Origin of the sequence: Palleronia salina (assembly GCF_900141995.1) — a bacterium.
Lineage (GTDB): Bacteria > Pseudomonadota > Alphaproteobacteria > Rhodobacterales > Rhodobacteraceae > Palleronia > Palleronia salina.
In genome coordinates this window covers 200,233-225,618 of record NZ_FQZA01000005.1, presented here as the reverse complement: position 1 = coordinate 225,618, position 25,386 = coordinate 200,233, and the positions used below count along the sequence as shown (strand labels likewise).

22 protein-coding genes are annotated in these 25,386 nt (G+C 67.4%); 9 read left to right on the top strand and 13 right to left on the bottom strand.

Going from position 1 to position 25,386, the window contains the following annotated elements:
- Window positions 1-67: 67 nt before the first annotated feature.
- The 5 genes from BUB76_RS09810 to BUB76_RS09790 form a co-directional block, all read right to left on the bottom strand.
- On the bottom strand, window positions 68-865 hold the full coding sequence (locus BUB76_RS09810; protein WP_214607528.1) for a transporter substrate-binding domain-containing protein: 798 nt from the start codon (window positions 863-865) through the stop codon (window positions 68-70).
- 25 nt (window positions 866-890) lie between these two features.
- Window positions 891-1,598 carry an amino acid ABC transporter permease gene (locus tag BUB76_RS09805; protein ID WP_084140614.1) on the bottom strand — a complete coding sequence of 236 codons (708 nt, stop codon included), beginning with the start codon at window positions 1,596-1,598 and terminating at the stop codon, window positions 891-893.
- On the bottom strand, window positions 1,595-2,275 hold the full coding sequence (locus tag BUB76_RS09800; RefSeq protein ID WP_073128599.1) for an amino acid ABC transporter permease: 681 nt from the start codon (window positions 2,273-2,275) through the stop codon (window positions 1,595-1,597). Before BUB76_RS09800 ends, BUB76_RS09805 begins: the two co-directional genes overlap by 4 nt.
- A gap of 184 nt (window positions 2,276-2,459) precedes the next feature.
- The gene (locus BUB76_RS09795; protein ID WP_236737892.1) at window positions 2,460-3,245 is read right to left on the bottom strand and encodes a GNAT family N-acetyltransferase; all 786 of its coding nucleotides are present in this window, start codon (window positions 3,243-3,245) and stop codon (window positions 2,460-2,462) included.
- Window positions 3,246-3,286: 41 nt separating this feature from the next.
- The gene (locus BUB76_RS09790; protein ID WP_073128597.1) at window positions 3,287-3,973 is read right to left on the bottom strand and encodes a GntR family transcriptional regulator; all 687 of its coding nucleotides are present in this window, start codon (window positions 3,971-3,973) and stop codon (window positions 3,287-3,289) included.
- Between the two features lie 247 nt (window positions 3,974-4,220).
- Between BUB76_RS09790 and BUB76_RS09785 the strand changes: the two genes are divergently transcribed.
- The 5 genes from BUB76_RS09785 (at window position 4,221) to BUB76_RS09765 (ending at window position 8,989) form a co-directional block, all read left to right on the top strand.
- On the top strand, window positions 4,221-5,195 hold the full coding sequence (locus BUB76_RS09785; protein WP_073128596.1) for an ABC transporter ATP-binding protein: 975 nt from the start codon (window positions 4,221-4,223) through the stop codon (window positions 5,193-5,195).
- 50 nt (window positions 5,196-5,245) lie between these two features.
- Window positions 5,246-6,526 (top strand): ABC transporter substrate-binding protein, encoded by a 1,281-nt coding sequence (locus tag BUB76_RS09780; protein WP_073128595.1) that lies wholly within the window; start codon window positions 5,246-5,248, stop codon window positions 6,524-6,526.
- A 123-nt stretch (window positions 6,527-6,649) separates the two neighbouring features.
- A complete protein-coding gene (locus BUB76_RS09775) occupies window positions 6,650-7,507 on the top strand; it encodes an ABC transporter permease (protein ID WP_073128594.1) in 858 nt (285 codons plus the stop codon).
- Window position 7,508: 1 nt separating this feature from the next.
- Complete coding sequence (locus tag BUB76_RS09770; RefSeq protein ID WP_073128593.1) at window positions 7,509-8,345, top strand: ABC transporter permease; 837 nt, start codon at window positions 7,509-7,511, stop codon at window positions 8,343-8,345.
- The gene (locus BUB76_RS09765; RefSeq protein ID WP_073128592.1) at window positions 8,342-8,989 is read left to right on the top strand and encodes an aspartate/glutamate racemase family protein; all 648 of its coding nucleotides are present in this window, start codon (window positions 8,342-8,344) and stop codon (window positions 8,987-8,989) included. The genes BUB76_RS09770 and BUB76_RS09765 overlap by 4 nt, the downstream gene beginning before the upstream one ends.
- 21 nt (window positions 8,990-9,010) lie before the next feature.
- Here BUB76_RS09765 and BUB76_RS09760 read toward each other — a convergent pair whose 3' ends face one another.
- From BUB76_RS09760 to BUB76_RS09740, 5 genes are all read right to left on the bottom strand, one after another.
- Window positions 9,011-10,609 carry an FGGY-family carbohydrate kinase gene (locus BUB76_RS09760; RefSeq protein ID WP_073128591.1) on the bottom strand — a complete coding sequence of 533 codons (1,599 nt, stop codon included), beginning with the start codon at window positions 10,607-10,609 and terminating at the stop codon, window positions 9,011-9,013.
- Between the two features lies 1 nt (window position 10,610).
- On the bottom strand, window positions 10,611-11,339 hold the full coding sequence (locus BUB76_RS09755; RefSeq protein WP_073128590.1) for an SDR family oxidoreductase: 729 nt from the start codon (window positions 11,337-11,339) through the stop codon (window positions 10,611-10,613).
- A gap of 13 nt (window positions 11,340-11,352) precedes the next feature.
- Window positions 11,353-12,588 (bottom strand): sugar ABC transporter permease, encoded by a 1,236-nt coding sequence (locus BUB76_RS09750; RefSeq protein WP_073128589.1) that lies wholly within the window; start codon window positions 12,586-12,588, stop codon window positions 11,353-11,355.
- The gene (locus BUB76_RS09745; protein WP_073128588.1) at window positions 12,585-13,391 is read right to left on the bottom strand and encodes an ATP-binding cassette domain-containing protein; all 807 of its coding nucleotides are present in this window, start codon (window positions 13,389-13,391) and stop codon (window positions 12,585-12,587) included. The genes BUB76_RS09750 and BUB76_RS09745 overlap by 4 nt, the downstream gene beginning before the upstream one ends.
- Before the next feature lie 62 nt (window positions 13,392-13,453).
- The gene (locus BUB76_RS09740; protein WP_073128587.1) at window positions 13,454-14,500 is read right to left on the bottom strand and encodes an ABC transporter substrate-binding protein; all 1,047 of its coding nucleotides are present in this window, start codon (window positions 14,498-14,500) and stop codon (window positions 13,454-13,456) included.
- A gap of 191 nt (window positions 14,501-14,691) precedes the next feature.
- Between BUB76_RS09740 and BUB76_RS09735 the strand changes: the two genes are divergently transcribed.
- The 3 genes from BUB76_RS09735 (at window position 14,692) to ligD (ending at window position 19,110) form a co-directional block, all read left to right on the top strand.
- Window positions 14,692-15,720 (top strand): LacI family DNA-binding transcriptional regulator, encoded by a 1,029-nt coding sequence (locus BUB76_RS09735; protein WP_073128586.1) that lies wholly within the window; start codon window positions 14,692-14,694, stop codon window positions 15,718-15,720.
- A 79-nt stretch (window positions 15,721-15,799) separates the two neighbouring features.
- The gene (gene ku, locus BUB76_RS09730) at window positions 15,800-16,648 is read left to right on the top strand and encodes a non-homologous end joining protein Ku (RefSeq protein WP_073128585.1); all 849 of its coding nucleotides are present in this window, start codon (window positions 15,800-15,802) and stop codon (window positions 16,646-16,648) included.
- On the top strand, window positions 16,648-19,110 hold the full coding sequence (gene ligD, locus BUB76_RS09725; RefSeq protein WP_073128584.1) for a DNA ligase D: 2,463 nt from the start codon (window positions 16,648-16,650) through the stop codon (window positions 19,108-19,110). Before ku ends, ligD begins: the two co-directional genes overlap by 1 nt.
- Before the next feature lie 52 nt (window positions 19,111-19,162).
- Here the strand turns inward: ligD and BUB76_RS09720 are convergent, their stop codons facing one another.
- Window positions 19,163-21,229, bottom strand: coding sequence for a sensor histidine kinase (locus BUB76_RS09720; protein WP_073128583.1), 2,067 nt, complete (start codon window positions 21,227-21,229; stop codon window positions 19,163-19,165).
- A gap of 17 nt (window positions 21,230-21,246) precedes the next feature.
- Between BUB76_RS09720 and BUB76_RS09715 the strand changes: the two genes are divergently transcribed.
- Window positions 21,247-21,891, top strand: a complete 645-nt coding sequence (locus BUB76_RS09715; protein WP_073128582.1) for a response regulator — start codon at window positions 21,247-21,249, stop codon at window positions 21,889-21,891.
- 102 nt (window positions 21,892-21,993) lie between these two features.
- Here BUB76_RS09715 and BUB76_RS09710 read toward each other — a convergent pair whose 3' ends face one another.
- Window positions 21,994-24,225: a calcium-binding protein gene (locus tag BUB76_RS09710; protein ID WP_073128581.1), complete on the bottom strand. Its 2,232-nt coding sequence runs from the start codon at window positions 24,223-24,225 to the stop codon at window positions 21,994-21,996.
- Between the two features lie 171 nt (window positions 24,226-24,396).
- Window positions 24,397-25,278, bottom strand: coding sequence for a LysR family transcriptional regulator (locus BUB76_RS09705; RefSeq protein ID WP_073128633.1), 882 nt, complete (start codon window positions 25,276-25,278; stop codon window positions 24,397-24,399).
- Window positions 25,279-25,386: the final 108 nt, after the last annotated feature.

Sequence of the window (25,386 nt, the reverse complement as noted above, 5' to 3'; positions counted from 1 at the left end):
GGCGGGACGATCGATGGCCTTAGGGCACCCGGGGGCAGGACGTGCCCGCCCCCGGGTCCTGTCTTGGTCAGAGGGTCGGCAGCGGCGGCAGGGGCTGGCCGAACCATTCTTCGGACAGCGTGTTCAGCTCGCCGTTCAGGGTGTTCGTCAGGATGAACACGTTGACCCAGCGCAGCAGGTCGGCATTGCCCTGCTTGATGCCGATGAAGCAGGGCGAGTCCCGCAGGATGAACTTCGTGTCCACGCTTAGATCGGGGTTGGACTCCGAAAGGGACGCGGCGACGACGTTCCCGGTCACCAGCACATCGACCTGGCCCGAGACATAGGCGGCCAGCGTCGCGGCGTTGTCGCCGAAGCGGATGATCTCGGTCTCGTCGGACACCATGTCGGTCAGCGCCAGGTCCTCGAGCGTGCCGCCGGTCAGGCCGACGGAGTAGCCCGCGAGGTCGTCCACGCTGGAAATCTCCTTGTCGTCGCTGGCGAAGGCGCCGGAATAGAACGGCGCGTAGGCGCTGGAGAACCAGATCGACTTGGCCCGCTCGGGATTGGCGCCCATGGAGGAGATCACGAGGTCCAGCCGGTCGGTTTCCAGGTAGGGGATGCGCTGGTCCGAGCTGATCGGCACCAGGTCCAGCTCGACCCCCATCGCCTCGGCGATCATGTTCGCGACCGAGACGTCATAGCCCTCGTATTCACCCGAGGCGCCGAGCGAGCCGAAGGGCGGGAAATCCTCGGGCACCCCGATGCTGATCGTGCCCTCGGACAGGATATCCGACAGGTCGGCGGCGGCGGGTGCGGCGGTCATCGTGGCGGCGGCCAGCGCCGCGGCGGTCACGAGGCCCTTGAGCTTGTCGGTTACGGTCATGGAAATCTCCTTTGGTTGCGATGGATCAGGCAGCGGTCGGGGTCGCGGCGCGTTTCACCGCGCCGAGGCGCTTTTCGAGATGGCGGGAATAGAGCGACAGCGGAAAGCAGAGGGCGAAGTAGATCAGCGCCATCAGGGGATAGATGACGAATGGCTCGGTGCCGTCCACGGGCGCGTTGGCCCAGCGCTTGCCGATCTGCATGAGGTCGGAAAACCCGATGATGTAGGCCAGCGACGTGCCCTTGATGATCTGCACCATGAACCCGACCGTGGGCGCCAGCGCCAGCACGATGGCCTGCGGCAGCACCACCAGCCGCAGCATCTGAAGGAACCGCAGGCCCAGCGCTTCGCTGGCCTCCCACTGGCCGCTGGGGATCGCCTCGACCGCGCCGCGCCAGACGTCCGACAGGTAGGCGCTGGTATAGATGATGAGCGAGACCGAGGCCGCGAACCACGGGTCGACGTTGAAGCCCAGCAGCCGCGGCACCCCGAGTCCCGCCAGGAACAGCAGCATCAGCAGCGGCGTGGACTGGAAGAACCAGATATACGCGACGGCCAGCCGTTTGCCCCACTTGAACGGCGCGACGCGGATCACGGTGATGATCCCGGCCAGGATGCCGCCGCCGAAGAAGGCGATGAGCGACAGGTAGATGGTGAACTGCGTCGCCGACAGCAGCTGGAACACGACGATGCCGAAGGGCTCTCCCAGTATGGCGGCGAACAGGTCCTTCACCGGCCCAGCTCCGCCCAGGGAAAGCGCCAGCGATAAAGACCCGCCATCGCGGCTTTGTAGAGCAGCGAGATGCTGATGTAGATGGCGGTCAGGGTGATGTAGACCTCGAAGGTCCGGAAGGTGCGGCTGTCGATGAACATGCCGGCGTTGGTCAGGTCGCGCACGCCGATTTCGGCGATGATCCCGGTGGTCAGGAACAGGAAGACGAACTGGCTGGACAGCGACGGGAACATGCGCCCGATGGCCTGCGGCACCACGATCAGCCGGAACGCCGTGATCGGGCGCAGGCCCAGCGCCTCGGCCGCCTCGCGCTGGCCGGTGTCGACCGAACGGAAGCCCGCGCGCAGGATCTCGGCGAAATAGGCCGAGAAGTTGAGCGCCAGCGCCAGGAGCGCGTGGGCCCAGAAGGGCCACGCATAGCCCAGCAGCAGGGGCAGCCCGAAAGCCACGAAGAACAGCTGAACGATCAGCGGCGTGTTGCGGATGAACTCGACGTAGGCCGTGGCCAGCGGGGCCGCGATGCGGATCTGCATGTGCCGGGCCCAGGACAGGACGATGGCGAAGGCGAACCCGATGACGCCCCCGCACAGGGTCAGGATCGCGCTCATCCCCGCGCCCTGCATCAGAAGGGTCACGTAATCCCAGTTGCGATAGATTTCGAAGAACCGGAATTCCATCGCGCCCCCACGCCAAGTCCGCGCTCAGGCTAGGCGTGGCGTCGGGCGGCGGACAACGCGCCGGGTTTAGTTGCGTCAGGGATCACCGCCGGCTGCCCGGAGATTCGGCATCACGCCGGAATCTGCCCGTTTCCTGTGCTGTTCGGGATCAGGCCGAGTGTTGTCCGGATGGATCCGCGGGATCTCAACCGAGTTCGAGCGTTGCAACGGCCTGCAGGCATTGCCCCGCTGCCGGAGCGTCCCCGCTATACATGCGGGCGGTGCTGAAGCCTTCGGTGAACCCCTGCTGCCGCAGCAATTCGGCGAAAGGGGCGGCGGTGTCGGGCACGTCGATCGTGACGCGGCTTTCCCCGACCGCGGATGCGGCCTGTCGCGCGAGGTGCAGCGCCGCGTGCGCGTCGTCCGCGATGATCGGACCGATCTTGCACCCGTCGCGGCAGGTCCGGGCCGTGGCGACGCCGGTGATCGTCTTTCCGTCGCGCCCGAGGACGGTCTTCCGCGTCGGCCCATCTTGTAGCCATGTGTGCAGGAACCCCGGCCGGGACACGCCGTTCGCAGCGGCGTCGAGCCGTTCGATCTCGGGTATCTCAACCGCGCGCGCCACCGGAAGCGTCAGCGCCTCGGTCGCCAGGTGGCCGGACAGTCTCTGGGTGCGGCCGTACAGGACGAAGCCCGACCGCGCGTAGTTGGCCTGTTGCGCGGCGACGCCGTCCAGGCCGACGGTGCGGTCCCCGGCATGGGACCGCGCGAAATTCCAGAGTGCGAAGCCGATGCCTCGGCCGCGGAATTCGGGGCGGCAGAGGTAGAGACCGAGAAAGGCGAAGGCGTCGGAGTGATTGACCACCGAGATCGCCGCGACCACCTGGCCCCCGACCTCGGACACGAAGAAGCCGTCGGGGTCGGCCGCGTGGAAGGCGGCGGCGTCGTCCAGGCCCGGGTTCCACCCTTCCGCGGCCGCCCAGTCGAGCATGACAGCGACCTCGCCCGCCCGGGCCACACGGCAGCAGGCCGTCATCTTTGCAGGGCCTCGCGCAGGGACGCGGGCGGCGGCGCGACGTTGCGCAGGTCGAGAGAGGCCACGAGGTCGAGCAGGTGGTTCTTCATCAGCTCCTCGGCCGCCGCGCCGTCCTTGCGGGCGAAGGCGTCCAGAAGCGCATGGTGCGCCTGCGTTTCGCACAGCGCGGCGCGCCGCCGCCAGTAGAGCGCGATGATGAGCGACGAGCGCGAAATCAGCTCGGATATGACGGCCTCGATCGTGGTCTGGTCCGCGATGCGGGCAACCTCCAGGTGGAACTGGCCCGACAGCAGAAGCGCGCGGCCGTTCTCGCCCGCGTCCAGCGCGGCATGTTCGTCGCGGATATTCGCGTTCAGAAGTGCAAGGTCGGCCTCGGTCATCCGCAGGGCGGCGGAATGGGCCGTGCGAGGTTCGAGAAGGGACCGCGCCTCGAAGACCTCGCGCGCCTCGCGCGGGGTGGGCTGGGCGACGAAGGCGCCGCGATTGCGGCGCAACTGGACCAGGTGGCGGTGCGACAGCGCGAGAAGGGCGGCCCGGACGATGGTGCGGCTGATCCCGTAGGCCTCGGCCAGATCATCCTCGCCCAGCTTCGTGCCCGGCGGCAGGCGGTGTTCGTGGATGGCACGTTCAAGGTCCGCCGCGATGGCGTCGCGGCTCCAGCTGGTGTCGTCTATCTTGTTCATTACCTGCGCATCACTTCCTGCCCTGCCGCGACCTTCGCCGATTCCCGCCCAGTGGGACAAGCGCGGGAGGCCCCGATGGTTTCCGGGACAGTATTGTATACAACTTTGCGCCCGTTTTCGTGCACAACGCGCGGCGGCGCGGTCAAAAATGCGGCAAAGGGCAAAACCGCGCCCGTGTCGATGCGAAAATGCTGCCCTCGGAGCCGATAAGGGCCTCACCTCGGGTCAACACAGCACTGGGGGCCCGATGCGAACCGGATACGACCTTGAACTGGTTCACCTGACCAAGCGCTACGGCGACACGGTCGCGGTGCGGGATCTGAACCACGTCTTCGTCAAGGGCAGCTATGTCTGCCTGCTGGGGCCGTCGGGCTGCGGCAAGTCCTCGACCCTGCGGATGATCGCGGGGCACGAGGATGTCAGCGAAGGGTCGATCGTTCTGGACAGCCAGGACGTGTCCCAACTGCCGCCCGCGCTGCGCGGGACCGCCATGATGTTCCAGAACTACGCGCTGTTTCCGCACCTGTCGGTGCGCGACAACGTGGCGTTTTCGCTGCGCATGAAGGGCGTGGACAAGGCCAAGCGGCACGCCCGCGCCGACGAGATGCTGGCGCTGGTGGACATGACGCACCTGGCCGACCGGCTGCCCACGCAATTGTCGGGCGGCCAGCAGCAGCGCGTGGCCCTGGCCCGCGCCCTGGTGACCGAGCCAAAGGTGCTTCTGCTGGACGAGCCCCTGTCCGCGCTCGACCCGTTCCTGCGCATCCGGATGCGGGGCGAGTTGAAGAAGCTCCAGCGCGAGCTGGGCATCACCTTCATCCATGTCACCCATGGCCAAGACGAGGCGCTGGCGCTGGCCGACGAGATCGTCGTGATGAACGATGCGGTCATCGAGCAATCCGGCCCGGCCCGCGACGTCTGGGGCGCGCCGCGCACCGAATTCGTCGCCCGGTTCATCGGCGGGCATAACGTGATCGCGCTGCCGGGCGGCAAGGCGACCGTGCGCGCCGACGCGGTGACGCTGGGCGACGACGGGCTGGCCGCGACGATCACGGCCGTCGAATACCAGGGCGCGTCGGTCGCCGTGACCTCGAAGCTGGAGACCGGCGACGAGGTGCTCGCCCTGCTACCGGAAGAGCAATTCTTCAACGCACCGAAATCCCCGGGCGACGCCGTGCGGCTCGCCTGGGACGAAAGGGGGCTGCACCGCCTCGAGGCCTGAAGGGGCCGACACGAAAGACCCCGCATCCATCCATCATGAGAGGAAAACCCATGGCGATACTCGCAAAACCCAAGGTCGGCTATTCCCGCCGTTCCCTGCTCAAGGCCGGCGGCGCGGCGATCGCCGCCTCGACCCTCCCGGCGCCCATGCTGTGGGCGCAGGACACCAAGGACATCGTTCTGCGCCAGTTCGGCACCGGCGTGTCGAACCTGAATGACGTGGCCAACAAGGTGAAGGAAGACCTGGGCTTCACGCTGGAAATGACCGCGCTGGACAGCGACAGCGTCACCCAGCGCGCCGCGACCCAGCCCGACAGCTTCGACATCGCGGATATCGAGTACTGGATCTGCAAGAAGGTCTGGCCCACGGGCAACCTCCAGGCGATGGATGTCAGCCGGATCGCGAACTACGACAAGATCGTCGGCATCTTCAAGGACGGCAAGCTGACGCCCGACAGCGAGATCGCGCAGGGCACCGCGCCGCACACCGTGGGCTTCATCCCCGAGCCGGGCGCGACCACATTCGCGGACGAGCAGACCAACTGGATGACCCTGATCCCGACGATCTACAACGCCGACACCCTGGGCATCCGCCCCGACCTGATCGGCCGCCCGATCGAGTCCTGGGCCGAGCTGCTGAACCCCGAGTTCCAGGGCAAGGCATCGATCCTCGACATCTCGTCCATCGGCATCATGGACATGGCCATGGTCTGCGAGGCCATGGGCGAGATCCAGTACGGCGACAAGGGCAACATGACCCGCGAAGAGATCGACGCGACCATGGCGATCTTCACCGAGGCCAAGCAGAACGGCCAGTTCCGCGCCTTCTGGAAAACCTTCGACGAGAGCGTGAACCTGATGGCATCCGGCGAGGTCGTGATCCAGTCCATGTGGTCGCCCGCCATCACCGCCGTGAAGTCGCGCGGCATTCCCTGCGTCTACCAGCCGCTGAAGGAAGGCTATCGCAGCTGGGGCGGGGGCATCGGCCTGTCGCAGTCGCTGTCGGGCATGGAGCTGGACGCGGCCTACGAGTACATCAACTGGTATCTTTCGGGCTGGGTCGGCGGCTACGTGATGCGCCAGGGCTATTACTCGGCCGTTCCCGAAACCTCGAAGGAGTTCATGTCCGAGAACGAGTGGGGCTACTGGTTCGAGGGCAAGGAAGCCACCGACGTGATCACCTCGCCCACCGGCGACGAGCTGGCACAGGCCGGCGAGGTCCGCGACGGCGGTTCCTTCGAAGAGCGCATGGGCTCGGTCGCCTGCTGGAACGCCGTCATGGACGAGAATCAGTACATGGTCCGCAAGTGGAACGAGTTCATCGCGGCCTGACCCGATATCGCCCCGCCCGCGCGGGGCACCCGGCCGGGGGGCGCGACGCCCCCCGCCACCTCCCGATTTCAACGACCTGACGACCGGCGCGCCGACGCGCGCGGACCGGATCGAGGAGAGCACATGCGGCTAAAGAACCGCCACGTCCTGGGATGGCTCGAGGCATCGCCGCTGGCGCTGGTCCTGCTGCTGTTCCTGGTCGCGCCGATCGTCATGATCGTGATCGTCAGTTTCTGGGGCGCGACCGAGTTCTCGATCTACCCGGCCTTCCAGTTCGACAATTACGAGTTCCTTTTCGGCTCGCCCGTCACCTACCGCGTCTTTCTCGCGACGCTGAAATACGCCTTCATCACCTGGGCGCTGACCCTGGCGATCGGGTTCACGGTCGCGTATTTCCTGGCGTTCCACGTGCGCAGCCTGACCATGCAGATCGCGCTGTTCCTGGTCTGCACGATCCCGTTCTGGACCTCGAACATCATCCGCATGATCTCGTGGATCCCGTTCCTGGGGCGCAACGGCATCGCCAACCAGACGCTGATCTCGTGGGGGGTGATCGACGAGCCGCTGGAATGGCTGCTCTATTCCGATTTCGCGGTGATCCTGGCCTTCGTGCACCTCTACACGCTGTTCATGGTCGTCCCGATCTTCAACACCATGATGCGCATCGACAAATCCCTGCTCGAGGCCGCGCGGGACAACGGCGCCTCGGGGCTTCAAACGCTGGTGCACGTGATCCTGCCGCTCACCAAGCCCGGCATCATGATCGGCACCATTTTCGTGGTGACCCTGGTGATGGGCGATTTCATCACCGTGCGGTTCATGTCCGGCTCGCAGCGCGCCAACGTGGGGCGGCTGATCTCGAACGATATCGGGCTTCTGCAATACCCGTCGGCCGCCGCGACCGCCGTCGTTCTGCTGTGCACCGTGCTGATCGTTATCGCGATCCTGCTGCGCTTCGTCAACATCCGCAAGGAGCTCTGAGATGGAGCGTCGCCCCCGCAGCTTCTACGTTCTGGCCGCCTTCTTCGCGCTGTTCGTGCTGTTTCTCTACGGCCCGATCCTGACCATCGGCATCCTGAGCTTTCAGGGGCCGCAGGGCGGGCTGACCTTCCCGATGAACGGCGTCTCGCTGCACTGGTTTCGCGACCTGTTCCAGGAGCAGGCGGTCGGCGACATCTGGGGCGCGTTCCGACGCAGTTTCGCGCTGGGGCTGATGGTGATGGCGACCACGGTGGTCGTGTCGGTCATGGCCGGCCTGGCGTTCCGCAAGCGTTTCGCGGGGTCGGCCTTGCTGTTCTACGCGGCCATCACGTCGCTGGTGATCCCGTCGATCCTGATCTCGCTGGGCGTCGGGCTGATCTTCAACCAGCTGGGGCTCAAGATCCACTGGGCGACGTCCGGCTTCGGGTCGCAGCTGACATGGACGCTGCCCTTCGGCCTGCTGATCATGTTCGCGGTCTTCAACCGCTTCGACAAAAGCTACGAGGAAGCCGCCCGCGACCAGGGCGCCACCTCGTGGCAGACGATCCGCTTCGTGGTGCTGCCGATCATCGCGCCGTCGCTGATCGGGGTGGCCCTGTTCGGGTTCACGCTCAGCTATGACGAATTCGCTCGGACGCTGCTGACCGCGGGCAGCTACAACACCCTCCCGCTCGAGATCTTCGGGATGACGACCAACGTCACGACCCCGGTGATCTATGCGCTGGGCACGCTGACCACGCTGTTCTCCTTCGCCATCATCGCGGCCTGCCTGCTGGGCGTCTGGATCTTGGGCAAGCGCCGGGCGCGGCTGGGCTCTGATGCCGGGAAGGGCGTATGAAGATCGCCTATATCAACCCCAATTCGACCGAAGGCATGACCGACAGTATCGTCGCCACGGCGCGCGAGGCCCTGCCCGACGTCGAGATCTTCGGCCTGACCAACGCCTCCGCCCCGGCCGCGATCCAGGGCAAGGCGGACGGGGACGCGGCCGTGCCCGGCCTGCTGGCGCTGGTGCCGGTGGCCGAGGCGCGGGGCGCCGACGTCATCGTGATCGCCTGCTTCGACGATACCGGCCTGGCCGAGGCGCGCGCGATCGCGGGGTGCCCCGTGCTGGGGATCGGCCAATCGAGCTTCGTCATGGCGCAACTTCTGGGGCTGCGGTTCTCGGTCATCACCTCGCTGCCGGTTTCCGTGCCGGTGATCGAGGAGAATATCCGCCAGCAGGGGTTCGCCGGGGCCTGCGCCTCGGTGCGCGCGAGCGGGCTTCCGGTCCTGACCATCGACGCGGGCGGGACCGATGTGATCGACCGGCTGACCGATGAGATCGCCACCGCGAACGAAAGCGACGGCGCGGCCTGCGCCCTGCTGGGATGCGCCGGGATGGCGCATATCGCGCCGGAATTGTCCGCGCGGTCCCGCATCCCGCTGATCGACGGCGTGGCCGCCTCGGCCCGTCTTTCGCTGGCCGTCGCGGGGCGGTGAAAGCACCCGATCGCGCAGATCTCAGAGCGATCCGCCGATCCGAGCGAGCTTCTGCAACTCCGTGAAATGACGGAACCGCTTGTCGTGGACGGCCTGCACCGCGACGGTCGGGGCATACCGGCGCGCCACGTTGGTCATGGTGGTCATGGCATCACCGATCGACGGTTTCACCCCCGCCGCGACCGCGCCCAGGATCGCCGAGCCGAGGAGCACCGGCTCGTCGGTCTCCGGCGCCACGACCTCGAGCCCGGTGGCATCGGCGAGGATCTGGCGCACCAGGTCGCTGCGCCCTGCCCCGCCCGATATGGCGATCCGCTCTGGGGACACGCCAGCGTCGTTCTGCGCCGCGCAGATCTGCCGCAAGCCGTAGCCGATCCCGCACAACCCGGCCATGTAAAGCGCCACGAGGCTGTCGACGTCGCGCTCCATGCCCAGCCCCGCGATCACGGCGCGGGTGTGCGGGTCGGCATGCGGCGCGCGGTTGCCCAGGAATTCGGGCACAACGTGCAGGCCGCGCGCCAGTTCGACGGTGTCCGATGGTCCGGCGACCGCGTCCAGCGCGCGCTTGGACAGGAAGGCCGGCAGGCTCTGGTCGCCCGCCAAGGCGCGTGCGTCTTCCGCCGCGGGATGAAGGCTCAGGAGTTGGTCGATCGCCGCGCCGGCCGCCGACTGCCCCCCTTCGTTGAGCCACAGCCCCGGCACCATGGCCGAGTAATACGGCCCCCACACGCCCGGCACGAAGGCTGGATCGGTCGTCGAGGTCATGGTGCAGGATGACGTGCCAAAGACATAGCCGAGCGTCCCGGTCGGCGCGCCCTCGGCGCCGACGGTGCCGATGCCACCGGCATGGGCGTCGATCAGCCCGGCACCGACCGGCGTTCCGGGGGCGAGACCCAGTTCCCCGGCGGCCCGCTCGGTCAACCCGTCGCCCAGCGCGGTGCCCGGCGCGACGATTTGCGTTCCGATCCTGGCGAACCCCTCGTTGGCCAACGCCCCGAGACCGATCTCGTCGAAATAGGTCTGATCCCACCGATCCTCGTGCGCGAGGTAGGTCCACTTGCAGGTGACCGTGCAGCTGGACCGGGCCGTGCTGCCGGTCGCGCGCCAGGTGAAGAAATCGGTGAGGTCGAAGAACTGCCAGGCGCCCGCGAAGATCTCGGGGCGGTTTTCCTTCAGCCACAGAAGCTTCGGCGTCTGCATCTCGGGCGAGATCTGGCCGCCAACGTAGCGCAGAACGGGGTGCTCGGTCGCGTTGATGCGGCAGGCCTGGTCGGTGGCGCGGTGGTCCATCCAGACGATGACGTTGCGCTCGGGGTGGTTGTTATCACCGATGGGAAGTGGCGTGCCGTCCTCGTCGCCGAGGACGACAAGCGAACAGGTGGCATCGAAGCCGATCCCGGCGATGTCAGGCCCAGAAACATTCGCGGCCTTCACCGCGCCCCGGACGGCGGTGCAGATCGCTTGCCAGATGTCCTCGGACGACTGCTCGACGATGTCGCCGCCTTCGCGGTGCACCGCGATGGACGCGCTCGCGGTCCCGGCGAGATTTCCCGACAGGTCGAAGACCCCGGCGCGGGCCGACCCGGTTCCGACATCGACGCCGATCACGTGCTGCCCCATCCTACAGGTCCACGCTGTTGGGCAGCAGGACAAGGTCGCGCACCACGACGCCGCGTGGCCGGGTCAGCATGAACTGCACCGCCTCGGCCACCTCGCGCGGCTGCATGAGCGACCCGTTGGCCAGCGCCTCGTCCATCTTGGCCTTAGGCCAGTCGTCCAGAAGCGCGGTCACGACCGGCCCGGGCAGCACCGCGCCCATGCGGATGCCGTGGGGGGCCACCTGCCTGCGGGTGGAATGCAGGAAGGCCTGCACCGCGTATTTCGAGGCGGTGTAGATCGGCTCCCACACCACCGGCACGACGCCCGAGATCGACGAGGTGAAGACGATGTCGCCGGTCTTGCGCTCGATCATGCCGGGCAGGACCGCGCGCACGCAGCGGAAGGCGGCGTTGCAGTTCAGGTGCAGGACACGGTCCCAGTGATCCGGATCGCCCTCGGCCGCCGGGCCGCCGGCGTAGGCGCCCGCATTGGCGTGGAAGATGTCGAGCGGGCCCACCATCTCCTGGATCCGCCCCGGCATCTCCATCACGGCATCGCCGTCGAAAAGATCCAGTTCCAGGCCGAAGGCGCCGTCGCCCATCTCGCCGGTGATCTTCTCCAGCGCCTCGGCGTTGCGGTCCACCAGCACGACCCGGGCACCGCTTTCGTGCAGGATCTTCGCACAGGCGAGCCCGATCCCCGAGGCCGCGCCGGTCACCGCCGCGATCTTGCCGTTCAAACTTTCTGCCATGGGACTCTCCTGCTCAGGCGCGACCGTGGCTGGCGCGGGATTGGCGTGCAAGGCTGTCGACGATCACGGCAAGCGCCAGCACGGCGCCGAGGATCATGTAGCGCAGCGACGAGCTGAGATTGAGCAGCGTCAGGCCGTTCGAGATCGCCTGGATGACCAGCACGCCCAGCAGCGCCGACCATGCCGATCCGCGCCCGCCGAAAAGGGACGTGCCGCCGATCACCGCCGCCGCGATGGCGTTGAGGTTTACGTCGCCCGTCCCCGCCTGGCGGCTGGCCGAGGCCAGGCGCGACGCGGCCAGGATGCCCCCCGCCGCGGCGAAGGTCGAACAGATCATGAAGGCGTAGATGCGGATCCGCTCGACCTTGATCCCCGCGCGGCGGGCCGCCTCGCGGTTGCCGCCGACGGCGAAGATCGACCGCCCGAACTGGGTGCGGGTCAGGATGTACTCCATCCCCGTGACCAGCAGGACGAAGAAGACGAACATGTAGGGCACGCCCCGCCCCTGGTTCAGATACCAAACGGCGATCAGGATCACCGCCGTGAGGCTGGCCGCCTTGGCGACCAGGACGCTCATGGCGGGAACGGACAGGTTCGCGGCGGCACGCTCGGACCGGGTCTGCATGCCGAAGACGAAGATCACCAGTCCGGGCACCAGCGCCAACAGGTAGCTGAGCCAGCCCGGCATCACCAGGATCTGCCCGAAGCGGATCAGGAAGGACTGGAACGGCAGGTTGATCGAGCCCGAGTTGCCGAGAAGGAAAAGCTGAAGCCCGAGCAGCGCCAGCAAACCGGCGAGCGTGGATACGAAGCTCGGCATGCCGAACCGGTTCAGCAGGGCGGCATAGACCAGTCCCGTGAACGCCCCCGCCGCGAGCGCCGCCAGGATAGCCAGCGGCCACGGGATGCCGACGGACACCCACAGCACCCCAAGGATCGCTGACGCGACACCGGACATGGAGCCGATGGACAGGTCGATCTCGCCCAGCAGCAGGCAGAAGACCACCCCGAGCGAGATGAGGCCCACCGCCGCCGCGTCGAACAGCAGGTTCGTCAGGTTCTGCGGCCGCATGAAGACCGGGTTCAGCGACGTGAAGACCACGGCGATCACGATCAGCCCGAGGATCACCGGGATCATGCCCAGGTCGCCGGACCGCACGCGATCGACGAAGGCCCGCGCCGCGCCGGCAAGGCCCGTATCCTCGCGCACGCGGCTGTCGGCGCGGTCGAATTTCTGCGTATCGCTCATTTCGCGCCCTCCTCGACGCTGCTTGCCGCGTCGCGCGCCTTCGCGCGGCGCGAGACCGAGTTGTCGGTCGCGCCGGTGATGGCCGAGACCAGTTCCTCTTGGCTGGCATCGGGCCCGAAGGTGCCGTTGTTCTTGCCCAGCCGCAGGACCACGATCCGGTCCGCGACGGCCCGGACGTCTTCCATGTTGTGAGAGATCAGGATCACGCCGTGCCCCCGGTCGCGCACCCGCTCGATCAGGTTCAGCACTTCGGCGGTTTGCGCCACGCCCAACGCGGCGGTGGGCTCGTCCAGCATGATGATCTCGGGGTCCAGCAGCAGCGACCGGGCGATGGCCACCGTCTGGCGCTGGCCGCCCGACAAGGACGCGATGGGTTCGCGGACCGACGGGATGCGCGCGGCGAGCTCGCCCAGCAATTTCCAGGCGCGGACCTCCATCTCGATCTCGTTCAGCCGCCAGGGGTTCATTTCCTGGCCCAGGAACAGGTTGGCCACCACGTCGAGGTTCTCGCACAGCGCCAGGTCCTGGAAGACGGTGGCGATGCCCAGTTCCAGCGCGCGACCGGGCGTGCCGATCTCGACCTCTCGGCCCTCGAACTCGATGGTGCCGGAGGTCTTGGCGTGGACACCGGCCAGGATCTTGACCAGGGTCGATTTCCCCGCGCCGTTGTCGCCCACCAGCGCGACGACCTCGCCCTTGTGGACCTCCATGTCGATCCCGTCGAGCGCCGTCACCGCGCCGAACTGCTTCGACACGTTGCTGAGCTTCAGGATCAGCTCCTTGTCCGATGTGGCCCCTGTCATTCCATCCTCCCTCGGCGTCGTGCGCCCGCCCCACGGTCGGGGGCGGACGCCTTGCGTTCAGCCTAGTCCACGATCCCGAGTTCGCGGCACGCGTCGACGAACTCGGCCGTGCAGATCTCGTCGGGCGAATTGATCCCCCCGTCGAAGATGATCTCGACGATGTTGTCGCGGGTCACGACCTCGGGCACGAAGAGCTGCGAGGGCGTGTCGTAGAGCGTGGTCTCGGCCTCGGGCGTTTCGCCTTGCAGGAAGGTGTTGGCGATCTCGGCCGCCGCCTCGGCCACGATCTCGGACGGTTTCGAGATCGTGTTGTACTGGGTGCCCGCGATAATGCGTTGCAGGGCCGCGACAGTCGCGTCGTTGCCAGTGACCGGCGGAATGGGGTCGACACCCGCGGCGTTGAAGGCGGCGATGGTGCCGCCGGCGGTGCCGTCATTCGCGGCCACGACGCCCACGATATCCGGACCGAACCGCTGGATCTGGCCGGCCACCCAACGCTGCGCCTCGGGCGGCGCCCAGTTCGGCGTGTCGAACTCGGCCAGCGTCTCGTAGGCCGAGCTGTCCAGCGCGCTGTCGATCCCGTCCCGGATCAGACCCGCCGCCGCGTCGGTGGGCGAGCCGTTGACCTGCAGGACGCCCGAGCCCTCGGCGACGCCTTCGGCCTGGAGATGGTCGACCAGCGACTGGGCGATGGCACGGCCGATCCCCTCGTTGTCGAAGGACACGTAGAAGTCCGCCGGGATATCGGGGATGGGGCGGTCATAGGCGATGACGCGGACGTCCTGCGCCTGCGCCTGGTTGACGAGCGACGCGGCCGCCGAGCTGTCGACGGGGTCGAGCACGATCACCGTCGCGCCCTGCGAGATCAGCGAGTTGAACTGCTGCTGTTGCAGCTGGGCGTCGGCATTGGCGTTCTGGTAGACGACCTCGACATCGGGGTTCAACTCGGCCATCGCGTCGCGAAAGCCGGGATAGTCGCGTTCCTCGTAACGGGTCGACGCCTGGTCGGGCATCAGGAAACCCACAGTCTGCGCCGCGGCGCCGCCGGCCGCGAACGCGGCGGTTGCGACCGCTATGGCCGTCGTCAGGGTCAGGGTCTGCTTGGTCATATGTTCCTCCACGATCCGGTGGCGCACCGGCAGCGGGAGTCGTGCGGGTCCTCCGCTCGCACGCCACGGCGCGCGATCAGCATCGACCTGTCCTCTTCCTCCCGCGGCCCGCGAGCCGCACAACCGATTGCGCAAAATTGCTCAACCGATGTAGCAAGGCTAACGAGATTGCCTTCGCCGCGTCAAGTGCAATGATGGACGCATCAAAAAGGGCCGGGGTATCGCGGGTGACACGACGCAAGACGATCTACGACATCGCGGAGCTAGCGAACGCATCGCCCAGCGCCGTGAGCGCCGTCCTGAACGGAAGCTGGGAAAAGCGCAGGATCAGTCGAAAGACCGCCGAAAGGGTGAAGGCACTGGCCGAAGCGCACGGCTATTCCCGCAATATCCAGGCAAGTGTCCTGCGCAGCGCGCGATCCAAGATCATCGGGATGATCATCCCGAAATACGACAACCGCTATTTCGGGGCCATCGCCGAGCGGTTCGAAGCCACCGCGCGCAACCACGGCCTGTTCCCGGTCATCACCTGTGCCCAGCGCGATCCCGAGCTCGAAGCGGCCGCCGCGCGCGAGCTCGTGTCCTACCAGGTCGAGACGATCATCGCGACCGGCGCGACCGATCCGGATGGAATCACCGACATCTGCCGCGCGGCGGGCGTGCGCAGCCTGAACCTCGACCTGCCGGGCAGCGCCGCCCCCTCGATCGTGTCGGACAACCGAGGCGGCGCGCGCGACCTGACCCTGAAGCTGCTGGATGCCTGCCACGGGACGGCGCCGGGGCAGCCGCTGCTGTTCGTGGGCGGCCGCGCAACGGATCACAACACCGCCGCGCGGATCGCGGGCTTTCGCGACGGTCACGCGGACCGGGGCATCGAGGTGCCCGAAAGCAACATCCTCGCCTGCGGCTATGCCGGCGCGAAAGCCTATGCCGCGCTCGACGCGTGGACCGGCGACCTGCCGCGCGGGATTTTCGTGAACTCGACCATCTCGCTCGAGGGCGTGATCCGCTGGCTGGGCGACCGGGGCGCCCTCGGCGCGGACCGGACCCTGTTCGGCTGCTTCGACTGGGACCCGTTCGGGGCGCTCATCCCCGGCAATGTCGGCATGGCGCGCCAGGACGTGAACGCCATGATGGACGAGGTCTTCCGGGTGCTCGGGTCGGATCAGCCTGAGGAAAAGGTCACCCTGATCCCCTGCAACATCACCGACGCGGGCTGACCGCCGGCGCGCCTCCGCGCCGCGCCGCTGCAACTCTTGGCCGGCCTGCCCGTTATCCCCGCGTCAAGGAGGGATTGCCATGGCCCCACGTGCCGTCTGGACCGGACAGCTTCGCCTGTCGCTGGTCGCCATTTCCGTCGAGCTCTACGCCGCGACCAGTTCGGGGCCGCGCCTGTCGCTGCGGCAGATCCACAAGCCCAGCGGCAAGCGCGTGCGCTACGAGAAGGTCGTCGAAGGCGTCGGACCGGTCGACCGCGACGACATCGTGAAGGGCTACGAGACCGATGACGGCGAATACATCCTTCTTGATCCCGACGAGATCGACCAGCTGAAGGTCGAGACGTCCAAGCGGCTGGAGCTGGTGCAGTTCGTGGCGCAGGACGAGATCGCGCCGCTGTACTACGACCGGCCCTATTACATGGTGCCCAAGGACAGCGGGACCGAGGACGCCTATCGCGTCATCCGCGACGCCCTGCGGTCCGAGCGCAAGTCGGGCCTGTGCCAGATCACCCTGCGCGGCAAGGAACACCTGGCCGCCATCCGGCCCTGCGGCGACGGCCTGCTGCTCGAGACCTTGCGCTACGCCGAGGAGATCCGCGAGGCCGACCCGATGTTCTCGGAAATCTCGGATGACGAGACCGACGAGGACATGCTGGAACTGGCGACCCAGCTGATCGAGAAGAAGACCAAGCCCTTCGACGCCTCGGCCTATTCCGACAGCTACTACCAGGCGCTGCGCGAGTTGATCGAAACCAAGCGCGAGGATGGCGACACCGACCGCATCCTGGCCGATGACGGGGACAGCGGGGGCGGCGAGAACGTGGTCGACCTGATGAGCGCGCTGAAGGCCAGCCTCGACAAGGACGAGAAGGCCAGCGGCGGACCTTCGAAGAAGAAGGGTTCCGGCAAGAAGAAGAAGGCGTCGTGATGGCGGACCGGCTGAAGGACTACAACGACAAGCGCGACTTCCGAAAAACCAGCGAGCCCAAGGGCGTCGTGGGCGAAAGCCGCGAGGACGCGCTTTGGTTCTCGGTGCAGAAGCATGACGCGTCGTCGCTGCACTACGATCTGCGGCTGGAATGGGACGGCGCGCTTCTGTCCTGGGCGATCCCGAAAGGCCCGTCGCCCGACCCCGGCGACAAGCGGCTGGCGCAGCGGACCGAGGATCACCCGCTGGACTACGGCGATTTCGAGGGCACGATCCCCGAGGACGAATACGGCGGCGGCACCGTCATGCTGTGGGACCGCGGGACCTGGAGCCCGCGCGGCGACGTGGCGGAGATGCTGGAGAACGGCAATCTCAAAATGGACATCGCGGGCGAGCGGATGCGCGGTGGCTATGCCCTGGTGCGCTTCAAGAAGGGCGGCGACCGCGCGTGGCTGCTGATCAAGGAGAAGGACGGCTATACCGACGACAGCGACACCCTGACCGGGGCGTTCACGACCAGCGTCGCCACCGGGCGCGACATGGAGGCGATCGCCGAGAACGCCGACCCCGAGGCGACGGACAGCGCCAGCCCCGACCGCGACCGGCGCGCGCCGAAGTTCCGCAAGCCGCAGCTTGCGACCCTGGTCGAGGACGCGCCCGAGGGCGACGACTGGGTGCACGAGACCAAGTTCGACGGCTATCGCGCGCTTGCGGCCATCGGAAAGGGCGGCGTGACCCTCTGGACCCGCAACGGCAAGGACTGGACCGAGAAGTTCTTCGCGCTCGCGGGGGCGTTCGATCCCCTGCCCTGCGATGCATGCCTGCTGGACGGCGAGGTGATGGCGGCGAAGATCGACGGCTCGCCCTTTTCCTCGCTCCAGCGCGCGCTGTCGAATGGGGGCGACCTGGTGTTCTACTGCTTCGACATCCTGTCGCTGGACGGCACCGACATGACGGGCGAAAGCCAGTCGGACCGGCGCGCGGCGCTTGAGAAGCTGTTCCGCGGCGTCCCGAAGGATGGCCCCCTGCGCCTGACCGACCAGGTCGTGGGCCGCGGCCCCGAGGTGTTCCAGGCCGCCTGCGAACGCGGGGCCGAAGGCATCATCTCGAAAAAACTGTCGGCCGCCTACAAGGGCCGCCGCGTGAAGGCATGGCGCAAGGTGAAATGCACGAACCGGCAGGAATTCGTCGTCGGCGGCTTCGCCCCGTCCGAGAAGAACCGGCCGTTCGCCTCGCTGCTGGTCGGCGAATATGGGTCCGATGGCGCGCTGCGCTATCGCGGTCGGGTCGGCACCGGGTTCGCGCAGGACGCCCTCGACTCGCTGTCCAACGGTTTCAACGAGCGGAAGACATCACCCTTCGCCGAGGTGCCGCGCGACATCGAACGGGACGCCCGATGGGTCACGCCCGACACCGTGATCGAGGTCGAGTTCACCGAGTTCACAGCCGATGGCCACATCCGGCATGGCGCCTACCAGGGCACACGCAAGGACAAGGCCGCCGAGGCGGTCCGGCTGGAGACGCCCAAGCAGACCGACAGCGCCGGGACGGGCGATGAGAGCCCCGGCAAAGTCGCCGGCCAGCGCATCAGCTCGCCCGATCGCGAGGTCTTTCCCGGCATGGGCTGCACCAAGCTGGACGTGGCGCGGCATTACGAACGGGTGGGCGAGCGGATGACCGAGATCGCCGGGAACCGTCCCCTGTCGCTGTTGCGCGCACCCAAGGGCATCGGCGGGCAGACCTTCTTCCAGAAGCACGCGGGCGACGGGTTCCCCGACGCGATCCAGGAGATCGAGATCGAGGAAGAGGACGGCGAGACCGCGACCTACATGTACGCCACGCGCCCCGAGTCCTTCGTGGCCGCGGCGCAGATGGGGACGATCGAGTTCCACATCTGGGGCAGCCGGACCGACCGGTTGGACCGGCCGGACCGCATGGTTTTCGACCTGGATCCCGACGAAGGGCTGGGCTGGGACGATACCAGGTCCGCCGCCTTCGACCTGCGCGACCGGCTGGCCGACCTGGGCATCGCGTCCGGCGCTCTGGCGACCGGCGGCAAGGGGCTGCATGTGTGGGTGCCGCTGCGGCGCAGCCACGGCTGGGACACGGTGCGCGGCTTCACCCAGACCCTGGCCCACGCCATGTCCGAGGCCGAGCCCGACCGCTTCACCGCGACCATGTCGAAGTCCAAGCGCAAGGACCGGATTTTCATCGACTGGTTCCGCAACGCCCGCGGCCAGACGGCCATCGCGCCCTATTCCCTGCGCGCCCGCGACGGGGCCGCCGTGGCGATGCCGGTCACGTGGTCCGAGCTCAAGCGGCTGGACGCGGCCAATGCCTTCTCGATGGGCGACGCCCGCGAGCGGCTCGAAGATCCCTGCCCCTACCTGGACCTGTCGGGTGACCTGCAATCGATCACGAAGGACACGGTCGCGCGGCTGGAGGCGTGGCTGGAGGACTAGGCCGCCGGCTCCGCCCGATCCGGGCGCCTCCAAAAAGGAGGCGGACGTTTCATCAGTCGGCCCGCGCCAGGGGAAGCCCCTCGACCGAAACGCAGGTCCCTTCGCCGACGGTGCTGCGGATCTTCAGCGACAGCCCCAGCTCGGCGGCGAAGTCGCGGGCGCTGGAAAGGCCAAGCCCGTCGCCGTGCACCCCCGCGGCAGCCGATCCTCGGGTATAGTCCTGCTGGATCCGTTCGATTTCATCGGGACTCAGACCGGCGCCCGTATCCTGCACCTCGATCGTCGCCGTGTCGCCCTGCATCCGGGCGCGCACCACCACGCCGCCATTCTGGGTATATTTCACCGCGTTCGACACGAGGTTCGACAGGATCCGGATAATAGTCACGGGAACGGTCTCCACGACCAGATCCGACGACTCGTGCGTCAGCGTCAGCCCCTTCGCCGCCGCCTCGTCGGCGAACATGCGCACGGCGTTGTGCAGCAGCAGCGCGACCTCGATGGTTTCGCGGGGGTCCGTCTCGGTGTGGAACTGCCCCTCATCCTCGGACAGGTCATCGGGCCTGGTGTCGTCGACCGTCGCGTTCAGAACCGAGCCGATATAGTCGAGACTGGTCCGCAGGGTCTTGCTGAGCGGGGGGTTGGTCCGCTCGACCTCGCGCACCGCCAGGTGGAGCGAGGTCAGGGGTTGGCGCAGGTCGTGACCGGTCAGCGCAAGGCGGTTGCGATGGGTCTCGGCCAGCGTGCGGCTGCGGTCGGCATCCTTGCGCGCCTTCAGCAGGCGCTCGGCCATGGCCTGCCTTTCGCGCGTGGCCTCCAGCTCCTTGCGCAGCGCGCGGTCCCGCTCGCCCCTCAAGCCGAAGGCCTGCCGCGTCATCGCGGCCGCGAAGATCAGCCCGTCCAGCAGCAGCACGAATTGCAGTCCGAACGGGTTGTCGTCGAACGGGTCGAAGGCGTCGATCCCCAAGCCGGCCGACAGCAGCCCGAAGGACAGGATCCCGCCACCAAGGGCGAACAGACGGCTGCCCGACACATCGCGTCTCAGCAGGTGGGCCGACACGCCGATGATGGCGCCGATCCAAGCAAGGGTGATGGCGGCTGCAATCAGCGCGGGCAGTGATGCCAGGGGATCTTCGATCAGCGGGTCCAGCTCGAACCCCAGGTCCAGGAACCGGGCGGCCTCCGCCGGATCCGACAGCGCCAGGGCGCCACCGGCCAGCAGCACAAGCACCGCGCCGCCCATGAGACCTGCACGCCGCAACCGTCCAGCGAGCGCCGCACCGGGCAACGCTTCGTCCACGAAGGCCGCCATGAACGACATGTGCGCGGCAAGCTGCGCCGCCCCGAACAACCTGCCCAACGCCCCGGCCGGCAGGGCGGGATTCCCGGGAAACACCCCGTTCAGGTACCCGGCATTGACGGCGGCGGCGAGCAGGGTCGCCCCGAGATAGGCCGCGAAATGTCCCGCGGGGCGCGACCGAACCAGCCGGGCCGTGGTCGCTAGGACCGCCAGCAGCAACACGCCCGCGCCCAGCAGTGCCCCCATGCCCTGTGCGTCCCGGCGCATCGCCCGGTCGAATTCCGCCTCGGGCCGCAGGACGGGATCGGCATCCGCCAGGTCCGCAGGATCGTCGATCCGCACGCGCAGGACCGACGCGCCCCCGGGTGGAAGGACGATCGGCAGGGACGCCACCCTCTTGCTGTCCGCCAGGACCGGGCGACCCGCCGGCCCGCCCACCGGGGGCTGGTCCAGCACGACCTGCGCGCCGTCTTCCCCTTCCAGCTCGAAGGTATAGCCTGCCGAAAACGGCCCCTCGAAGTCGATCCGCCAGAGGCCGGGTGCATCGCGCGCGTTGCGCAACCGCACGCAGCCCAAAGCGCCCGGCGCGACGGCGGCGTCCACAAGCGGGGGCACCGCGTCGCCTGCCACGCAAGGCCCCGCGGCATCCTCGGCAAGGCGCATCACCCGGAACAGGTCCTCGACCGTTTCGCCCGGATGCAGGGACAGGACCGCCCCCCGGCCCGCGAGACCCGGAAGCGGGTCGTCATCATCGTCCTCGTCCAGAACTTGAACGGCGAGCAGCAACACGGCACTGAAGAACAGCACCGCCAACAGGGTCATGCTCCGGGAGGGTGAGAATGTCACAGCCATGTCCTGACGCCACCGTGGTTATCGCCGACGATCATGCACTCGTCCGCAACGGATTGAAGAGCATCATTGAGTCTCTCGACGGTGCAAGCGTGGTGGGCGAGGCGCAGGACGGGCTGGAAGCCATCGCCCTGACGCGAGAGCTTCGGCCCACCCTGCTGCTGCTGGACAGCGGAATGCCCAAGGCGCGCGGCATGGAAGTCTACGGCGAGGTGCGCCGCTGGGTGCCCGAAACGCGCATCGCCGTGGTAACAGGGTTCAATGCCACTGGCGTGCTGGCGGACTGGGTCGCGGCGGGGGTGGACGGGATCTTCCTGAAGACCACGCCCCCCGACGAGATGGCCGAGGGGTTTCGCATCCTGCTGCAGGGAGAACCCTACGTCGCGCGGGAAGTGCTGATGCGGCTGGAACGCGATGCGGGCAAGCCCGAGCTCAGCCCGCGCGAGCGGCAGGTCCTGCACCTGATCGCGGAAGGATGCTCGAACGCGGCGATCGCCGAGCGGCTGTCGGTCAGCGTCAAGACCGTCGACAACCACCGCACGCGGCTGATGGCGAAACTGGAAGTTCATTCGGTGGCGCAACTTCTGTCCTATGCTCTGAAGGAAGGGCTGCTGAACCCGTCGTCGCAGCTTTGAACGGGGCCGCACCGGGATGCGGGCGTGCGACACGATCCGGGCGGCATGACCTTCAGGTGTCATGCCGCCCGGAATTGGTCGCTCGCTGTTGCCAGCACCGTCTCAGATGATCTCGAAATCGCTGGCCGCCAGGGTGGGCGCGCCTTCCAGGAAAGCGATCAGCGTCTCGCCCCCGTACATCCCGCCGTTGTCGTCGTAGAAGAGCGCCCCGTCGCGGTAGACCATCGAGTTGTCGAACGCGCCCATCATGCCCCACATCCACGGGGCCATCGCGTAATACGAGGGGTTCACGTCCATTCCGAAGACCAGGTCGTCCGTGCCGAAGCCGCCGTCGAACCCGAAGAAGACATCGCCGTCCAGTTGGATCTTGTCCGTGCCGGATTGGAAGTCGGTGATGACGTCGACATCGTCCATGTTGTCGAAGACGAACACATCCGCGCCGTCGCCACCCTCCAGCCAGTCGACCCCGTCGCCGCCGTTCAGGGTGTCGTTGCCCTGCCCGCCTTCCAGCGTATCGGCCCCGGCGCCGCCCAGCAGCAGGTCGTTGCCGCTGTCACCGCGCAGCACGTCGTCGCCGCCATTGCCCGCGAGGTCGTCGTCCCCGCCCTGGCCGGACAGCGTGTCCTGGCCGTCCTGTCCGACCAGCCGGTCATCCGTCGCGCGGCCCGTCAGATCGTTGTCGCCGATCCAGCCGAACAGGTTGGTGCTGCCCTCGGCCAGGGTCCAGGTCGCCACGCCATCGGCGATCTTGTCGGTTCCGAAGTCTTCGGTGCGCAGGTCGACCGTAACGTCGTCGAAAGTGACGCTCTCGATCCCGTAGAGGCTATCCCGACCGTCGAGCGCGTAGAAGGTCTCGCCATCGACGGTCGTCTCCTGCCCGCTGACGACCACGCTGAGCGCGTCGTCGACCACCTCGAGGGTCAGCGTGTAGTCCTGCTTGTCGCCGACGAAGATCGCCCGGTCCAGGCCGCCCTCGTCGTCGAAGAGCGTGTCGTTGCCGGTGCCGCCGAAATAGACGTCGTTACCGCTTCCGCCCTTCATGATGTCGGTGTTGATCCCGCCCTTGAGGTAGTCGGAACCGCCATAGCCCAGCAGGGTCGCCCCGTCGTAGCTGCCGACATTGGTGATGAAATCGTCGCCGTCGGCGCTGAGGAACGGGTTGTCGCTTTCGCCGCGCTGGTCCGTGGACGACCGCGTGCCGTGGAAGGTGCCGTCGCCGTCGTGCTTGCGGATCATCTGGCCGTCGATCAGGTCGATCACCGGCGCGATCAGTTCGGCGGAGGTCTCGCCCGTGCCGTCCAGCGGCGTCCCCCCGTAAATCGCGTGGGTTATGGCGTCTTCCAGGTAGTTGGAGATGGTGTGGGCCGTATGCGAACCGCTGGTCAGCGTCAGCGGGGCGCCGCCGGTCGCCTCGGCCGGGATGGTCACGGTGGTGCCCGTCGGCACCCAGGCCGTCATCGGCGCATCGGGCGTCGAACCGTGCAGCTGATAGTCGTCCCCGAAAAAGGTCTCGAGGACGGCCTTGATCTTGGCGCCATCCGCATCGCCGTCGACATTGATGGTGTAGGTGGTGATGGTCTTGGACGGAACGCGGTAGGTGCTGCCGCCACCGCCGAAGCTGAAGTTGCCCGCGAACTCGAGGAAGTCGATCAGCGCGCCGTCGTCGGCCCGGGTCCACCATTCATTGTAATCCAGCGTAGTGTCGGTGGCGTAGTAGGTGGTGGTGGACTGCGAGACATCGAGGTCCAGCGCCTGTTCGGCGACCTCGTCCAGCGCCTGAAGGATCTGGACCCCTTCGATCAGGTTGTCGCGGATCGAGTCGCGGCGATGGCCGCCGTGCTGACGTTCGCCCCCCTGGGTCGAGGCGTCGGGGCCCAGGTATTCCCCCTCCGAGAACAGCGTGGCGGACTGGATCTGCACCAGCATCGCGAAGGACACTGCGCTGCCGACCGACAGGACCTCTTCGGGGGTCGGATCGCGGTCCATGATCCCCGTCGCCGTGTTCACCACGTCGTCCAGCCCGTTGAAGGCGTCGCGGATGACCGACTGGATTTCGCTGGGGCCCAGTTCGGGGTAATCCTTGACCCGGTCGAACGCCTGCTTCGACAGTTGCAGCCCGTCGTTCAGGGCCTCGATCCGCTGCTGCTCGGCCAGGTCGTCGATCTTGCGACCCAGCTCGGCGATCTCGGCGCTGAGTTCCGCGACCGCGTCGTTCAGGCCGGCGCTGGGGTCGAGGATGTTCTCGATGATGTCCTTCGCGGTCATGCCAGTGCCGATGCCGCTGACCACCACGCCGATGACGTCCGCGACCTTGCCGAAAGTTGTCCAACCCATGATCTTTCCTCCTGTCCGTGGCGCCCCGCGCCTGCTTCGTGATCCGATGCAGACAGGTCTACCGGTGCCCCGGTGGCGGGGGTTATGGGGTGGATCCCTCAATTGGCCCTGCGGCGCGGTCCGGCGATCGGCGAGGAGGTCGGAGAAGCCGGTCCCGGGAACCGGCGCGGATCAGCCGGCTTGCCGGGCGATCCACTCGGCCACGAACCGCGCCTCGGCCGAGGCGCGGGGATGGATCTGAAGGTAGAAGGGATGCGGCGACACCAGGTGATCGGGCACCAGCGGGACCAGCGCCTCCTGCTCCAGCAGCGTGCCGATCAGCCGTTCCCAGCCCAGCACGGCGCCGACGCCGTCCTGCGCCAGTTGCAGCGCGATCATGAAGTTGTTCACGGTCGTCCGCTTGCCGGTCTGCGCCTCGACGCCGAAGGCGCCCAGCCAGTCCTTCCAGCCGGTCCATTCCACCCGCCGGGTCGTGACATGCACCAGCGGCGCGGCGGCGAGATCGGCGACCGACGCGACGGCATATCGCCGCGCGAATTCCTTCGAGCCGACCGCGACGATGTTGTCGGTGAAGAGCGTGACATAGGTGCCGTCATCGTCGGGGATCGGGCCATACCGGATGCTCAGGTCAACGCGATCCTCCATCGGCTCGACGTCGCTGACGACCTGCGAGACGACCGTCTCGGGATGATGGCTCCAGAAATGCGAGATCTGCGGCGTCAGCCAGAAGGCGCTGACCGCCGTGGTCGCGTGAATGATGACATCCTCGCCCTCGGGGCGGCCACGGATTTCGCGCACGGCGCCCGAGATCCCTTCGAACCCGCGCTGGACGGCCACGAACAGGAAGGCGCCCGCCTCGGTCAGTTCGACCCCGCGGTGCTGGCGGCGGAACAACGGCTGGGCCATCTCGGCCTCCAGCGCCTTGATCTGGTGGCTCACGGCGGCGGGCGTCACGTTCAGCTCGGCCGCGGCGGCCTTGAAGCTGTTGTTGCGCGCGGCCGCCTCGAAGCAGCTGAGCGAGGTGAAGGACGGCAGGGCGTAGGGTCGGGACACGGGTCGCTTTTCGACTTCGGGATGCCGCATGTGCATCAGGTTACCTGATCTCAACCCAAGTTGAGAATTACTGCTATTGAGCGTTAGCCGCATTTGCGCCCAACAGGC

Excerpts from the sequence above, each read along its gene's own strand:
- BUB76_RS09810 (WP_214607528.1), bottom strand. The coding sequence starts at position 865 with ATGACCGTAACCGACAAGCTCAAGGGCCTCGTGACCGCCGCGGCGCTG.
- BUB76_RS09800 (WP_073128599.1), bottom strand. The coding sequence starts at position 2,275 with ATGGAATTCCGGTTCTTCGAAATCTATCGCAACTGGGATTACGTGACC.
- BUB76_RS09795 (WP_236737892.1), bottom strand. The coding sequence starts at position 3,245 with ATGCTCGACTGGGCGGCCGCGGAAGGGTGGAACCCGGGCCTGGACGAC.
- BUB76_RS09790 (WP_073128597.1), bottom strand. The coding sequence starts at position 3,973 with ATGAACAAGATAGACGACACCAGCTGGAGCCGCGACGCCATCGCGGCG.
- BUB76_RS09785 (WP_073128596.1), top strand. The coding sequence starts at position 4,221 with ATGCGAACCGGATACGACCTTGAACTGGTTCACCTGACCAAGCGCTAC.
- BUB76_RS09780 (WP_073128595.1), top strand. The coding sequence starts at position 5,246 with ATGGCGATACTCGCAAAACCCAAGGTCGGCTATTCCCGCCGTTCCCTG.
- BUB76_RS09775 (WP_073128594.1), top strand. The coding sequence starts at position 6,650 with ATGCGGCTAAAGAACCGCCACGTCCTGGGATGGCTCGAGGCATCGCCG.
- BUB76_RS09770 (WP_073128593.1), top strand. The coding sequence starts at position 7,509 with ATGGAGCGTCGCCCCCGCAGCTTCTACGTTCTGGCCGCCTTCTTCGCG.
- BUB76_RS09765 (WP_073128592.1), top strand. The coding sequence starts at position 8,342 with ATGAAGATCGCCTATATCAACCCCAATTCGACCGAAGGCATGACCGAC.
- BUB76_RS09760 (WP_073128591.1), bottom strand. The coding sequence starts at position 10,609 with ATGGGGCAGCACGTGATCGGCGTCGATGTCGGAACCGGGTCGGCCCGC.
- BUB76_RS09755 (WP_073128590.1), bottom strand. The coding sequence starts at position 11,339 with ATGGCAGAAAGTTTGAACGGCAAGATCGCGGCGGTGACCGGCGCGGCC.
- BUB76_RS09750 (WP_073128589.1), bottom strand. The coding sequence starts at position 12,588 with ATGAGCGATACGCAGAAATTCGACCGCGCCGACAGCCGCGTGCGCGAG.
- BUB76_RS09745 (WP_073128588.1), bottom strand. The coding sequence starts at position 13,391 with ATGACAGGGGCCACATCGGACAAGGAGCTGATCCTGAAGCTCAGCAAC.
- BUB76_RS09740 (WP_073128587.1), bottom strand. The coding sequence starts at position 14,500 with ATGACCAAGCAGACCCTGACCCTGACGACGGCCATAGCGGTCGCAACC.
- BUB76_RS09735 (WP_073128586.1), top strand. The coding sequence starts at position 14,692 with ATGATGGACGCATCAAAAAGGGCCGGGGTATCGCGGGTGACACGACGC.
- ku (WP_073128585.1), top strand. The coding sequence starts at position 15,800 with ATGGCCCCACGTGCCGTCTGGACCGGACAGCTTCGCCTGTCGCTGGTC.
- ligD (WP_073128584.1), top strand. The coding sequence starts at position 16,648 with ATGGCGGACCGGCTGAAGGACTACAACGACAAGCGCGACTTCCGAAAA.
- BUB76_RS09720 (WP_073128583.1), bottom strand. The coding sequence starts at position 21,229 with ATGACCCTGTTGGCGGTGCTGTTCTTCAGTGCCGTGTTGCTGCTCGCC.
- BUB76_RS09715 (WP_073128582.1), top strand. The coding sequence starts at position 21,247 with ATGTCACAGCCATGTCCTGACGCCACCGTGGTTATCGCCGACGATCAT.
- BUB76_RS09710 (WP_073128581.1), bottom strand. The coding sequence starts at position 24,225 with ATGGGTTGGACAACTTTCGGCAAGGTCGCGGACGTCATCGGCGTGGTG.